The 12274-nt window shown below is 67.2% G+C and carries 14 protein-coding genes; 6 read left to right on the top strand and 8 right to left on the bottom strand.

Going from position 1 to position 12274, the window contains the following annotated elements; genetic code table 11:
- The first annotated feature begins 94 nt into the window (after positions 1–94).
- A complete protein-coding gene (locus ACP7AI_RS14590) occupies positions 95–739 on the top strand; it encodes a protein-L-isoaspartate O-methyltransferase family protein (RefSeq protein ID WP_426168820.1) in 645 nt (214 codons plus the stop codon).
- A 6-nt stretch (positions 740–745) separates the two neighbouring features.
- Here the strand turns inward: ACP7AI_RS14590 and ACP7AI_RS14595 are convergent, their stop codons facing one another.
- Positions 746–2212: a TolC family outer membrane protein gene (locus tag ACP7AI_RS14595; protein ID WP_426168823.1), complete on the bottom strand. Its 1467-nt coding sequence runs from the start codon at positions 2210–2212 to the stop codon at positions 746–748.
- A 302-nt stretch (positions 2213–2514) separates the two neighbouring features.
- Between ACP7AI_RS14595 and ACP7AI_RS14600 the strand changes: the two genes are divergently transcribed.
- Entirely contained in the window at positions 2515–2802 is a 288-nt protein-coding gene (locus tag ACP7AI_RS14600; protein WP_426168824.1) for a DUF2497 domain-containing protein, read from the top strand.
- Between the two features lie 10 nt (positions 2803–2812).
- Positions 2813–3160, top strand: coding sequence for a DMT family protein (locus ACP7AI_RS14605; RefSeq protein ID WP_426168827.1), 348 nt, complete (start codon positions 2813–2815; stop codon positions 3158–3160).
- A 20-nt stretch (positions 3161–3180) separates the two neighbouring features.
- On the opposite strand, the gene ACP7AI_RS14610 is transcribed toward ACP7AI_RS14605, so the two are convergent.
- Positions 3181–3615, bottom strand: a complete 435-nt coding sequence (locus tag ACP7AI_RS14610; RefSeq protein ID WP_426168829.1) for a hypothetical protein — start codon at positions 3613–3615, stop codon at positions 3181–3183.
- 91 nt (positions 3616–3706) lie between these two features.
- Here ACP7AI_RS14610 and ACP7AI_RS14615 point away from each other — a divergent pair, with 91 nt between their 5' ends.
- Both ACP7AI_RS14615 and ACP7AI_RS14620 read left to right on the top strand, forming a co-directional pair.
- The gene (locus ACP7AI_RS14615; RefSeq protein ID WP_426168832.1) at positions 3707–6343 is read left to right on the top strand and encodes a valine--tRNA ligase; all 2637 of its coding nucleotides are present in this window, start codon (positions 3707–3709) and stop codon (positions 6341–6343) included.
- A complete protein-coding gene (locus ACP7AI_RS14620; RefSeq protein WP_426168834.1) occupies positions 6343–6834 on the top strand; it encodes a GAF domain-containing protein in 492 nt (163 codons plus the stop codon). The genes ACP7AI_RS14615 and ACP7AI_RS14620 overlap by 1 nt, the downstream gene beginning before the upstream one ends.
- Before the next feature lie 9 nt (positions 6835–6843).
- Here ACP7AI_RS14620 and ACP7AI_RS14625 read toward each other — a convergent pair whose 3' ends face one another.
- The 5 genes from ACP7AI_RS14625 to phhA all read right to left on the bottom strand — a co-directional run bounded on the left by ACP7AI_RS14625 (position 6844) and on the right by phhA (position 10589).
- Positions 6844–7113 carry a hypothetical protein gene (locus ACP7AI_RS14625; RefSeq protein WP_426168837.1) on the bottom strand — a complete coding sequence of 90 codons (270 nt, stop codon included), beginning with the start codon at positions 7111–7113 and terminating at the stop codon, positions 6844–6846.
- 126 nt (positions 7114–7239) lie between these two features.
- Positions 7240–8241 carry a biotin-dependent carboxyltransferase family protein gene (locus ACP7AI_RS14630; protein ID WP_426168840.1) on the bottom strand — a complete coding sequence of 334 codons (1002 nt, stop codon included), beginning with the start codon at positions 8239–8241 and terminating at the stop codon, positions 7240–7242.
- A complete protein-coding gene (locus ACP7AI_RS14635) occupies positions 8238–8909 on the bottom strand; it encodes a 5-oxoprolinase subunit B family protein (RefSeq protein WP_426168842.1) in 672 nt (223 codons plus the stop codon). Before ACP7AI_RS14635 ends, ACP7AI_RS14630 begins: the two co-directional genes overlap by 4 nt.
- Positions 8906–9670 carry a LamB/YcsF family protein gene (locus ACP7AI_RS14640; protein WP_426168845.1) on the bottom strand — a complete coding sequence of 255 codons (765 nt, stop codon included), beginning with the start codon at positions 9668–9670 and terminating at the stop codon, positions 8906–8908. Before ACP7AI_RS14640 ends, ACP7AI_RS14635 begins: the two co-directional genes overlap by 4 nt.
- Positions 9671–9722: 52 nt before the next feature.
- Positions 9723–10589, bottom strand: coding sequence for a phenylalanine 4-monooxygenase (gene phhA / locus ACP7AI_RS14645; protein ID WP_426168847.1), 867 nt, complete (start codon positions 10587–10589; stop codon positions 9723–9725).
- A gap of 93 nt (positions 10590–10682) precedes the next feature.
- On the opposite strand from phhA, the gene ACP7AI_RS14650 reads away from it, so the two are divergent.
- Positions 10683–11153 carry an Lrp/AsnC family transcriptional regulator gene (locus tag ACP7AI_RS14650; protein ID WP_426168850.1) on the top strand — a complete coding sequence of 157 codons (471 nt, stop codon included), beginning with the start codon at positions 10683–10685 and terminating at the stop codon, positions 11151–11153.
- Here the strand turns inward: ACP7AI_RS14650 and ACP7AI_RS14655 are convergent.
- Positions 11150–12265 (bottom strand): aminotransferase class V-fold PLP-dependent enzyme, encoded by a 1116-nt coding sequence (locus ACP7AI_RS14655; RefSeq protein ID WP_426168852.1) that lies wholly within the window; start codon positions 12263–12265, stop codon positions 11150–11152. The genes ACP7AI_RS14650 and ACP7AI_RS14655 overlap by 4 nt on opposite strands.
- Between the last annotated feature and the right edge of the window lie 9 nt (positions 12266–12274).

The raw sequence follows: 12274 nt of genomic DNA on the forward strand, positions 1-12274 counted from the left end.
ACGAATTCGACTGCGATACGGTTGTCCAGCCCCGACAGCCTCAGATCATGCGAGACCCGACGTGACCAGCCTTGCCGACAGCCACATTGCGGAAATGACGAGCGCCCAGCGCCGCCAGACGATGATCAACAGCCAACTGCGCACCGTCGGCGTCATCGATCCCGCTGTGCTGGCCGCCATGGCAGAGATTCCACGCGAGGATTTCTTGCCGCCCGCGCTGCGGGGTCTCGCCTATGCCGACGCCGCGCTGGAGATCGCTGTCCGACGCTGGTTGCTCGAACCGATGGTGCTGGCGCTGCTGTTGCAGAACGCGCGCGTTGTCCCCGGCGACAAGATTCTCGTGATCGGTGCCGCCGGCGGCTACACGGCGGCAGTGTTGCGGCACATGGGCGCCAGCGTCGTCGCCGTCGAGAGCGATCCCGGCCTGCTGGAACTGGCGCGGACTTCCGGCACCGACGTGATGGAGGCGCCGCTCGTCGCCGGCCACGCCGCCGCGGCACCCTATGACCTCATCCTGTTCGAAGGCGCCATCGAAACGGTGCCCGCCGCCATTGCCGCCCAGTTGCAGCCGCATGGCCGGGTCGCCGCAGTGGTGCGCGACGGCGGCATCGGTCGGGCCTCGGTCGGCCCGCTGGTCACCGGCCCGGGCGGTAGCAGCCGCATCGGCGGCCTGCCGTTCCTCGAAGTCGCGGCAAAGCCGCTGCCTGGCTTTGAATGGCCGCGCGCCTTTGCCTTTTGACCGGCGTCAGGGCTGCGGCGGGCCCTGGATGCTCGCATCCTGCGCCGGGGTGTTGACCGTCCGGGTCGATCGCTGCGGCGGCACCGGCCGCCCCGACCAGTCGAAATAGCTGCCACGCGCCAGCCGGGCATTCCGCTTGACATCGTACAGCGTGACGCCGTCGAGGCTGAGATCGCGGGCTTCCGCATTGCCCATCGCCGCGATCAGCGTGAAGGCGGCGACATAGGCGTTGCGACGCGCCGTTGCCAGCAACACCCGGGCATTGTTCAGCTCCTGCTCGGCATTCAGCACTTCGATGATCGTGCGCGTGCCCACGCCGTTTTCGGCGCGCACGCCCTCTAGCGACAGGCTGTTTGCCGAAATCGCCGCGTCGGCGGCGGCGATGACCGATACGCTGGCCTTCCAGCTGGCAAAGGCAGCGCGCACGGTCTGCACGACCTGGCGTTCGGTGCCGATCTGGTTTTCCAGCGCTTCGGACTGGCGCGCCTGCGCCTGGCGGATCTGCGCCGCAGGCAGGCCACCCTGGTAGATCGGCAGGTTCAGCTGCAGGCCGAGAACCCCCGACGTCTGCGATGTCGGCTGGGCGGGAAAGCCCGGCGGCACGACGGCGCTGCCGAAATTGTCCGACCGGCTGAGCGTGCCGAAGGCGCTGACCGTCGGTAGCCGCCCGGCACGGACGGTTTTGACGTCATAGCCGGTCGCCTCCAGGTTGCGCAGCGCCGCGGCAATGTCGGGGTTTTCCCGAATCGCAATCGCCACCGCGTCTTCGACCTGTTCCGGCAGCCCGGGCAGCGGTGGCGGCGGGGTCAGCGCATCGGGCGCCTCCCCGACCTGCTGGATATAGCGTTCCTTCGACGCGATCAGGTTCGATTCGGCATTCGCCAGGTCACCACGCGCCTGCGCCAGACGCGCCTCCGCCTGCGCCACATCGGTACGGGTGACGTCGCCGACCTCGAACCGGTCACGCGACTGTCGCAGCGTGACGTCGAGGTTACGGATGTTGGCGCGGTTGAACTCGACAATGGCCATGTCACGCAGCACGTCGCTATAGGCGGCGACCACCTGGCTGAAGACACTGGCCTCGGTCGCGCGCAGCTGCTCCTCGCCCGCGGCGATCCGGCCGTTGGCGGCACGGACGGCATTCTTGATGCGGCCGCCATTGTACAGCGGCACATTGATCTGCGCCTGGGACTGCAGCTGGCGCGGGATCACCACGAACTGGCCAGGCGGGATCAGCAGGTTTTCGTTGAATGTCGACGTGACGTTGGCGCTCGGCAGGCCGGCCGCGCGCTGGATCGGCACATTCTCATCATTCGCCAGCTGGTTCGACCGCGCGGCATTCAACGTCGGATTGGTGCGATAGGCCTTGGCCAGCGCTCCGGGCAGCGTTTCCGCAGCGCCAGGCACCGCCAGGGCCAGGGCTGCGGTCATCGCGCCGGCGCGGCTCCAGGCCAGGACCTTCAAACTCGTCAACGCCGAAATCCTCTTAGCCATCGTCGCCCAACTGTATCACTTGACCATAACACTGGCTGTATAGTGCCGGTCACGCGATTGGCAAGCCGCGGTTGTCGCGCCTTTTCGAAAAACCCGAACGAGCGACCGAGCCTGCCTGCAGCGAATTGAACATGCAGCAAACCGTCCTCTCATCTGCGCTGCTGTGCCAGCGCCGGTGCGCCACCGCAATAACTTTTGAGCATGGATCAGTTCTTTGCTGCGCACAGCCAGGACCGCGACCTCGCTTGCAGTCGCGCCGTCTCCTGCACTAGACCTGCAGCATGAGCGAGCTTCCCCCGAATATCGATGCCATCCTGTCCTCGATCCGGTCGCGGATGACCGAGGAAGGCCAGGCGCCGGCGCCGGAAGCGCCGCCAGCCCCCGTGGCGGCAGCGGTACCGGTCACCGACAATATCGGCGAGCTGGCGATCGGTGAGCCCATGACATTGGAAGGGCTGATGCGCGCGATGCTCGAGCCGATGCTGAAGCAATGGCTCGACGCCAACATGCCCGAAATCGTGGAACGCATCGCCCAGGCCGAGATCCGGCGCCTGACCGGCAAGGACTGACGGCCGGCCGATGTTCGGCCTGTCGCCCGGCCTGACAGCAGCGGCGCTGCTGCTGGTCTCCAACCTGTTCATGACCGTCGCCTGGTACGGCCATCTGAAGTTCAAGACGGTGCCGCTGCTGACGGTGATCCTGGTCAGCTGGGGCATCGCGTTCGTCGAATATTGCTTTGCCGTGCCGGCCAATCGCATCGGCTCGGCAACGCTGACCGCGCCGCAGCTGAAGGGCCTGCAGGAGATCATCTCGCTGCTGGTCTTCGCGCTGTTCTCGACGACCGTTCTGGGCCAGGCGGTGACACCGCGGCAGGCGCTGGGCTTTGCGCTGATCGTCATTGCCGCTGTACTGATCGTCGGCGACTAGCTCGACGTGCATTGCCGGCGTCAGGCCGTGGCCCGCGGGGCGGCGGTCCAGGACCCCGCATGGTTCGGCGCCGCCGCGACAATGGCATCGACGTCGGAGAGCAGCCCCGCCCAGCCCGCGGCCATTTCGGGCGTCCAGTCGGGCCCGGCGATCGCCGCCACGGTCTCGGCGACGGTGGCAAAGAAGGTGATGAACACCGATCGCGGGATGCCATAGGCATCATGGGTGATGATCTCGCAGTCGATCATCTGGTCGGCATAGGCGCGGGGCCCCGCCAGATCGAGAATCGTCTCGATCACGCGCGACAGCATTTCGCCGCGGATGGCGCCGCTGCCGTCGCGCCAGAATTCGGCCTGCATCGCCGGCTGGCGCTCGAATAGACGCTGATACACGAGCGGCGTGATATCGCCGGCCCGCGCCGCTGCAAGCATCAGGCTGGCTTCGATGGCACTCATGCGCGTCTCCCCGCGCCATCATGCCCGGTTCGGTGGCCCCTGCAAACCGCCGGGCTTTCGCGAAGTTGCTGCACCCGCTAACAGCGCAGCCATGACACTTATCGACAAGACCTTTGCCCCGGCCGATTTCGAGCAGCGCTGGTATGCCCATTGGGAAGCGACCGGCGCTTTCCGTCCCGATCGCCCCGATGCCAAGCCGTTCACCATCATCATCCCGCCGCCGAACGTCACGGGATCACTGCATATCGGCCATGCGCTCGACAACACGCTGCAGGACGTGCTGATCCGCTGGCACCGGCTGCAGGGGCGCGATGCGCGCTGGGTGGTCGGCACCGATCACGCCGGCATCGCGACGCAGATGGTCGTCGAACGCCAGCTGACGGAATCCACGCAGGGTACGACTCGGCAGCAGATGGGGCGCGCGGCGTTTCTCGAAACCGTGTGGGACTGGAAGCGGACGAGCGGCGATACCATCACGCGCCAGCTGCGCCGCCTGGGCGCCAGCTGCGACTGGGCGCATGAGCGCTTCACGATGGACGAGGGCTTCAACAAGGCCGTGACCCGGGTCTTCGTGACGCTGTTCAACGAGGGGTTGCTGTATCGCGACAAGCGGCTGGTCAATTGGGATCCCAAGCTGAAAACCGCGATTTCGGACCTGGAGGTCGAGTATCGCGAGATCGATGGCCAGCTCTGGCATTTCCGCTATCCGCTCGAGGACGGCAGCGGCTTCATCGCCATTGCCACAACCCGCCCCGAAACCATCCTCGGCGACGGCGCCGTCGCGGTGAACCCCGACGACCCCAAGATGGCGCATTATGTCGGCAAGCGTTGCCGGCTGCCGCTGGTCGACCGGCTGATCCCGATCATCACCGACCCCTATGTCGAGGCCGATTTCGGATCGGGTGCGGTCAAGATCACCGCGGCGCATGATTTCAACGATTTCGAAGTCTACAAGCGCCATCCCGAGGCCAACATCCCGGTCATCAATCTGATGAACGACGATGCGACGATGAGCGACGCCTGCCCGCCCGATTACCGCGGCCTGACCCGCGAGGCGGCGCGGGCCAAGGTCGTCGCCGATTTCGACGCACTCGGCCTCCTCGACAAGATCGAGCCGCACCGTCACCAGGTGCCCTATGGCGACCGCTCGGGCGTGGTCATCGAGCCCTACCTGACCGATCAATGGTATGTGAACGCCGCCAAACTGGCGACGCCGGCGCTGGCGGCGGTGCGCTCAGGCGCAACGCAGTTCGTGCCCAAGACCTGGGAGAAGACGTACTTCAACTGGATGGAGAACATCCAGCCATGGTGCGTGTCGCGGCAGCTGTGGTGGGGGCACCAGATCCCGGCGTGGTATGGTCCCGACGGCAGATGCTATGTCGCCGAAAGCCAAGCCGAGGCTCAGGCCCTTGCCGGTGGCGTCGAGCTGACCCGCGACGAGGACGTCCTCGACACCTGGTTCTCCTCCGCGCTCTGGCCCTTCGCCACCCTCGGCTGGCCAGACGATACCGCCGATCTCGCGCGCCATTATCCCGGCGACGTACTGGTCACCGGCTTCGACATCATCTTCTTCTGGGTCGCCCGGATGATGATGCAGGGCATCCACTTCATGGACGATGTGCCGCCGTTCAAGACCGTCTATTGCCATGGCCTCGTCCGCGACGCCAAGGGCGCCAAGATGTCGAAATCCAAGGGAAATACGGTCGATCCCTTGCTGCTGATCGACAAATACGGCGCCGATGCACTGCGTTTCACGCTGACCGCGATGGAAAGCCAGGGCCGGGACATCAAGCTCGATGAAAAACGCGTCGAGGGTTATCGCAACTTCGCGACCAAGCTGTGGAACGCGGCGCGATTCTGCCAGTCGAACGGCATCGGCGCGTCGCAGTCGATCGCACCACCACCGGCCGAGGCCGCCGTCAACCGCTGGATCATCGGCGAGGTCGCGGCCACCGCCCGCGCGCTGGAGACCGCCGTCGCCACCTATCGCTTCGATGCCTATGCCGACGCCATCTACCAGTTCACCTGGAACCGCTTCTGCGACTGGTATCTGGAGTTGACCAAGCCATTGCTGGTGGAAGGCGCCGATCCTGCCGTGGCCGCCGAGACCCGCGCCGTCACCGGCTGGGCGCTCGACCAGATCCTCGTCATGCTGCACCCGGTCATGCCGTTTCTGACGGAGGAGCTGTGGCACAAGCTCGGGGCGCGGCCGTACGACCTTGTCGTGGCGCAATGGGTCGCGTCCGACCTGCCCGCCGATGCAGCAGCCGCCGCCGATATCGACTGGCTTATCGGGCTCGTCAGCGAAGTCCGCTCGGCACGCACCGAGCTCAACGTGCCGCCGGGTGCAAAGCTCGGCTACAGCGTCGAAGGCGCCAGTGCCGATGTAACGGCGCGCCTGGCGGCCAACGCCGCCGCCATTGAACGGCTGGCGCGCATCGTGCCCGCCACCGCCCCGGCGACTGGTGGACGGCTGCAACTGGTCCATGCCGAGGCAACCTATGCGCTGCCGCTGGAAGGCGTCGTCGATCTCGCCGCCGAGCAGGCCCGGCTCGACAAGGCCCGAGCCGCCGCCATGAAGGAGCGCGACGCCCTTGCCGGCCGGCTCAATTCCCCCGGCTTTACCGAAAAGGCCAAGCCCGAAGCGGTCGAAAAGGCCCGCGAGGACCATGCCGCGCGATCGGCGGAGGCCGAACGCCTGGGCGCCGCGCTGGCGCGGCTCGGCTGATGTCGTTCGTTGCGCAACCGCTCATCGGCGACAAGGCCGCGGCCTATGCCGATCTCGCCCAGCAACTGCGCGGGCTGCTGGGGGATGAACGCGACCTCATCGCCAATGCCGCCAACACGGCGGCACTGATCTACAACCTGCTGCCCGGCCTCAATTGGGCCGGGTTCTACTTCCTGCGCGACGGCGAACTGGTGCTCGGGCCGTTCCAGGGGCTGCCGGCCTGCATCCGCATCGCCATCGGCCGCGGCGTCTGCGGCACCGCGGCGGCAACGCGGACGACCCAGCTGGTTGCCGATGTCCATGAATTTCCCGGCCACATCGCCTGCGATGCGGCTTCGCGATCGGAACTGGTCGTGCCGCTGTTGCGGGACGGTGCCTTGATCGGCGTGCTCGATCTCGACAGTCCGTTGCCGGGTCGGTTCGATGCCGCGGACCAGGCGGGCATCGAAGCGCTGGCGGCGATTTTCGTATCGGCGAGCGGCGCGCTTTAGCGCGACCGATTAGCCGCGGGGCAGTGCCGTCGCAGCGATCGCGACAGCGACCTCCACACCGGCGCGCGACTGCTGCTCGATCCGGCCGGTTGCCTGCTGGCCGAGCATATTGGCAAGCAATGTCACCACCGTGACCACGATGTAGATCATCGCCGCGACCAGCAGCGCAGCCATGGCGGCGAGCGCAACCATCGACACGTTGGTGCCAAAGCGGCGCCGGGCGGCACGCTGGCGAAACTGGTCATCGCGGGCGAATGGGCTGGCCGGGTTGCGGTTCATGCGGGGCAGCCGTGCGGGATGGGAACACCCATATGCGAATGAATATATCGCGAGACGCCCATGCTGCGAACCTTTCAGGTTGCCGAGACCTCGAATGCTATAACGCAAATCTTGGGACAGCAAGTGTTACAGACCGGTTACGGCATCGATAACGCCATCGATCAGGTTTGCGGACGACAGTCGTTCGGCAAGCGACCCCTGCCCCGCCGCGACAGCCACGAGCCAGGCGGTGCGCGCCACGGCGGACTGCCGGGCAATCGCGATCGCTTCGGCCACCGTCACGGCGGCAAAGCGCAACGGCTCGCCGGGCCGCAACTGGGCGGCACGGTCGACATCCGCATCGATGACCGTCGCAATGCGCGGATAGCCGGCGGTCGTCTGGTGATCGGCAAGCAGGATGGTCGGCGTGCCGGCGCCATTGACCTGGATGGCGCCGCGCAGCAGCGGCGCCGACAGCATGGTCACCGACAGCGGCGGCAGCAGCGGCCCGTCGAGCACCATGCCCATTCGATCAAAAGCGGCGGCAGCGGCATAAGGCTGCGAGAGCAGCGCCGCGACCGATGCCGGTGCGAAATAGTTATCCTGTGGGCCGATGATGACGCGGATCGGGCCGGTATCCAGCACCGGCGGCACGATCGAACTGCGCTCTCCGGGCACGCGCGCCGCGATGACCAGCGTGTCGCCCGCGGCCACCCGGCCGCCCCCCAGGCCGGCCAACGCCAGCGTCGCCGCGCTGCCGAGCCAGTGCCGCGCCTCCAACGTGCCGCCAAAGGCCAGCGTCGCCCAATTGCCGGCGCTGGAGTCACGGATCGCAAGACGCATGCCGGGGCGGAGCACGCCGGTCGTCCAGCGACCCAGCATCGCGCCATCGAGCCGGGCCGCGAAGTCACCGCCGGTGAGCGCGAAACCGACCTCACCCTCGACGCAGCGCAGCACGATGCCGCCGTGGGACAGCTCGAGCGCCGCGCCGCCGGGTGGATTGCCGAGCGCGGCATGAGCGGCGGCAAAGCCGAGACGATCGACCGGGCCTGAGGGCGTGACGCCGAAGCGGCGATGCCCGGGACGGCCGGCATCCTGGATCGTCGTCAGCGGCCCTGCCGTTTCGACCTGAAGGACAGCGCGGCTCATCGACCGGCGTCGAATTCGGCGCGCGACTGCGCCGTGAAGCGGATGCGATCGCCCGGCTGGAACAGGAAAGGACTGCTGTCGTGCGGCCGCAGGACCGCGGTCGTTGTAGCACCGATCACCCACCACCCGGTCGGCATCGGCAGCGTGGTGATCAGGCACTGGCCGCCGGCGATCATGATGCTGCCGACCGGGCGGCTGCGCACCGGCACCGTCTTTCGCGGCAGGTGCAGCGCCGGGGGCACCCCGTCCATATAGGCATAGCCGGGGGCGAAACCGTACATGTAGACGCGATATTCGGCGGCGAGGTGCCGGTCCATCACGTCGTCCGGCCCGAGCCCCAGTTGCGCCGCGACATCGGCAAGGTCAGGCGCCAGGTCGGCATCCCGGCAGATCGGGATGACATGGTCGCGGCCGGGCGGCGGATTTGCCGTCGCGGTGGACATGCGCGCCCGCACCTCGGCCTCCAGCGTTGCCGCATCGGTAAGCAGTGGATCATAAACCAGCAGCAGCGAGACATAGGCCGGCACGGTTTCCTGCACACCCATTGGCAGGTCGGCGGCCAGTGACGCATCGATGGCGAGAATGCGGTCGAACACCGCCGGGTCGATTTCCGTGCCGAATTCGAACAGCAGCCCGGTATCGCCGACGGGTTTCGCGACGGGTGTCACAGCCCCATGAACGGCGCGATCGCCAGCCCGCAAGCGAGGAACCGCTCGCGAATGTGCCGGGCCATCGCCACGGCATGGTCGCTGTCGCCATGGATGCAGACCGAATCCGCCGCCAGCCGCACCGGCGCACCGCCGACGGTCGGCATGTCGCCGCTGTCGAGAAAGGCCAGTAGCCGGTCGCTGGCGGCGCCTGGATCGGTGATCATCGCACCCGGCTCGGCGCGCGGCACCAATTGCCCCGCGGGCGTGTAGCCCCGGTCGGCAAAGATCTCGCTGTACGCCGGCACACCTTCGCCTCGTGCAACCGTCTCCAGCGCCGTGCCCGAGATGGCGAGGATGGCAAGGCCGGGATCGATCGCCCGCACCGCCCGCACGATGGCGGCGGCGACCGGCACCTCGGCGGCGGCGACATTGCCCAGCGCGCCGTGCGGCTTCACATAGGTCACCGGCTGGCCGACCAGCCGCCCGATGGCGATCAGCGCGCCGACCTGCGCGGCCACAAAATGCTCGATCTCGTCGGGCGTGGACGGCAGCCGGCGACGGCCAAAGCCTTCCTTGTCGGGATAGCTCGGGTGCGCGCCGGTGACGACGCCGCGGGCTTTCGCCAACCCCAACGTCCGCGCCATCGTGTCGGGATCGCTGGCGTGGCCGCCACAGGCGACATTGGCACTGCTGACGATGTCCAGCATCGCCGCGTCGTCGCCCATCGTCCAGGGGCCATAGCCTTCCCCCAGATCGGCATTGAGATCGATGGTCCGCATCAGTCCTCCACCGATATGTTATAGCGGCCAACCCCGGCGGCGCCACCCGGCCCTATCGGTGCTGCACACGCGCCTGCGTGCCGCGGGTGATGACGGTATCACCCGGGACGATGCAGCCGATGGCATGATCCGGCATGGCATCCAGTTCGGCATAGAGCGGTCCGAAATCCGTCTCCAGCGTCTGGCGCAGCAGGTCCTCGAAGCTGTCGATGACGAAATAGGCCTGCTGATAGTCGTCGATGCGGTACGGCGTGCGCATGATGCGCCCGAGATCGAAACCGATGCGATTGGGGCTGGGATCATCGAGCGCATAGAGCGATTCGCCATGCGACGAGACGATGCCGGCGCCATAAAGCTTCAGCGTCCCGGCCTCGCGCACCAAGCCGAATTCCACCGTGTACCAGTAAAGCCGCGACAGCCGGGCGATCGCGCCGGCACCGGCCGCGCGCAGCCCGCCGCGGCCATAGGCCTGAATGTAGTCGGCGAACACCGGGTCGGCGAGCAGCGGCACATGGCCGAAGACATCGTGGAAGACATCAGGTTCCTGGAGATAGTCGAGCTGGTCGGCGGTGCGGATGAAGCGGCCGGACACAAAGCGACGCTCGGCGAGATGGCCGAAGAACACCTCGTCGGGGACCAGGCCCGGAACCGCCACCACCTGCCAGCCGGTCAGCGCCATCAGCCGCTCCGACAATTCGGTGAAGTCGGGAATGCCCGGCCGTGTCATCTTCAGCACATCGATGCCGCGCAGGAAGGCATCCGACGCACGACCCTGCAGCATCGCCGATTGCCGCGCGAACAGCGTGTCCCAGACCGCATGTTCGGCCGGCGTGTAATCCTGCCAGCGCTGCGGGATCGTCCAGTCAGCGGCGGCGCCGGTGGGCGGGGCATCAATCGTTGCGATACTGTCATTGTCCATGGCGACAGTGTTTCACAAAAATGTGAAATTTGCCGTTCAATATGGCAGGCTGACGGTGATGATCAGAACGATATCGCCAACAGGACCGTCAAGTTGAACCAGGCCATTCAGATCGATGCCATCGACCGCCGCATCATCGCGGCCCTGCAGTCCGACGCGACACTGAGCAACGCCGCGCTGGCCGCGCAGGTCGGCGCCTCCGCGGCGTCGTGCTGGCGGCGGATCCGCGCGCTAGAGACGGCCGGGTTGCTGCTCGGCAGCGTGCGGCTGGTCGATGCCGCCCGGCTCGGCTGTGCGATCAATATCATCTGCCAGGTGCGAATGAAGAGTCATGCACCAGAGACGGTGGCGGCCTTTGTCGATTTCGTGCGTGCCCAGCGCGAGATCATGGATTGCTATTCCATGTCGGGCGATTGGGACTATCTGCTGCGCATCGCCGTCGCCGATGTCGCGGATTACGAACGCTTCCTGATGCGGACGTTGCTGCGCCACCCTTCCGTCGGCACCGCGTCGTCGCATTTTGCCCTGTCGCAGGTGAAATACCAGACCGCCCTGCCCGTCTAGAACGCGAGCGCCGCCACCAGGCGATCGATGTCCGTGGCGCTCGAATAGAGATGCGGCGAGACGCGAACACACCCGTCGCGGGCATCGGCGAGGATGCCGGCCTCGACGAGACGCTGCATTGCCGCCGTCGTCTCGGGCACGCGGACGAGCACGCAATTGCCGCGGCGCTCGCGATCGAGCGCCGACGCGATCGTGCCGGCCGGGACAGCGGCATGGAGGCGGTCGATCAGGTCCTGGTTGTGCTGCTGGATCGCGGGCACGCCGATGCCGAGCAGCACCTCGAGCGCATGGGCGGCGAGGATGAAGGGCGCCACCGACGGCGTGCCGCCCCAGAAGCGCAGCGCGTCGGGCGCGTAGCGGAAATCGCGGACATCCATGGCGAACGGGTCGGCGTGGGAGAACCAGCCGACATCGCGCGGTTGCGACACCGCCAGCGCCACGGGTGCCGCCCACATCCAGCCGGCGCCGGGCCCGCCGCACAGGAACTTGACGCAGGTGCCGACGACGAAATCTGCCGACCAGTCACCGACGTCGATCGGTACGACGCCGGCCGATTGCACGGCGTCGACGATCGTGAAGATGCCGCGCGATCGCGCCAGCCGGGTGATCTCTGCAACCGGCAGGCGGGCGCTGCGATTGGAAAAGGCGTGGGTGACCAGCGCCGCCTGGACGCGGCCGTCGAACGCGGCGTCCCAGGTCGCAACGTCCTCCGCTGCCGGCCCGCGCGGCAGGAAACGCACACCATGGCCCAGTTGGCCGGCGCGCTGCACGGCATAGGCCGGCGATGGAAAATCCTCCTCGCACAGCAGCAGCGTCGTGCGCCCGGCACGGGGCGGCAGTGCATCGAGGATGCGTGCCACGGCGCCGGCGACATTCGCCGTCGGGCACACACCGGCGGCCGTACCGCCGATCAGCCGCGCGATGGCGCCGCGGAAACGCTCGATCTCGCCCAGCCAGCCTGGCCAGGCATTGCCGCCCTGTTCGCGCCACGGCTTGAAAAATCGTTCGGACAGCACCGCCTCCGCATCGCGCGGCAGGCAGCCGACCGAGTGCGACAGCAGGTAGACGCCATCCGGAACATCGAAGCCCGTGACCGCAACGCTGGCATTCATGCCGATCAA

Origin of the sequence: Sandarakinorhabdus sp. DWP1-3-1, assembly GCF_049896705.1 — a bacterium.
GTDB lineage: Bacteria > Pseudomonadota > Alphaproteobacteria > Sphingomonadales > Sphingomonadaceae > Sandarakinorhabdus.

What these genes read in the sequence shown, in the direction of transcription:
- ACP7AI_RS14620 (WP_426168834.1), top strand. Translation starts at nt 6,343, where the DNA reads ATGTCGTTCGTTGCGCAACCGCTCATCGGCGACAAGGCCGCGGCCTAT.
- ACP7AI_RS14630 (WP_426168840.1), bottom strand. Translation starts at nt 8,241, where the DNA reads ATGAGCCGCGCTGTCCTTCAGGTCGAAACGGCAGGGCCGCTGACGACG.
- ACP7AI_RS14615 (WP_426168832.1), top strand. Translation starts at nt 3,707, where the DNA reads ATGACACTTATCGACAAGACCTTTGCCCCGGCCGATTTCGAGCAGCGC.
- ACP7AI_RS14610 (WP_426168829.1), bottom strand. Translation starts at nt 3,615, where the DNA reads ATGAGTGCCATCGAAGCCAGCCTGATGCTTGCAGCGGCGCGGGCCGGC.
- ACP7AI_RS14590 (WP_426168820.1), top strand. Translation starts at nt 95, where the DNA reads ATGACGAGCGCCCAGCGCCGCCAGACGATGATCAACAGCCAACTGCGC.
- ACP7AI_RS14625 (WP_426168837.1), bottom strand. Translation starts at nt 7,113, where the DNA reads ATGAACCGCAACCCGGCCAGCCCATTCGCCCGCGATGACCAGTTTCGC.
- ACP7AI_RS14640 (WP_426168845.1), bottom strand. Translation starts at nt 9,670, where the DNA reads ATGCGGACCATCGATCTCAATGCCGATCTGGGGGAAGGCTATGGCCCC.
- ACP7AI_RS14600 (WP_426168824.1), top strand. Translation starts at nt 2,515, where the DNA reads ATGAGCGAGCTTCCCCCGAATATCGATGCCATCCTGTCCTCGATCCGG.
- ACP7AI_RS14605 (WP_426168827.1), top strand. Translation starts at nt 2,813, where the DNA reads ATGTTCGGCCTGTCGCCCGGCCTGACAGCAGCGGCGCTGCTGCTGGTC.
- ACP7AI_RS14655 (WP_426168852.1), bottom strand. Translation starts at nt 12,265, where the DNA reads ATGAATGCCAGCGTTGCGGTCACGGGCTTCGATGTTCCGGATGGCGTC.
- phhA (WP_426168847.1), bottom strand. Translation starts at nt 10,589, where the DNA reads ATGGACAATGACAGTATCGCAACGATTGATGCCCCGCCCACCGGCGCC.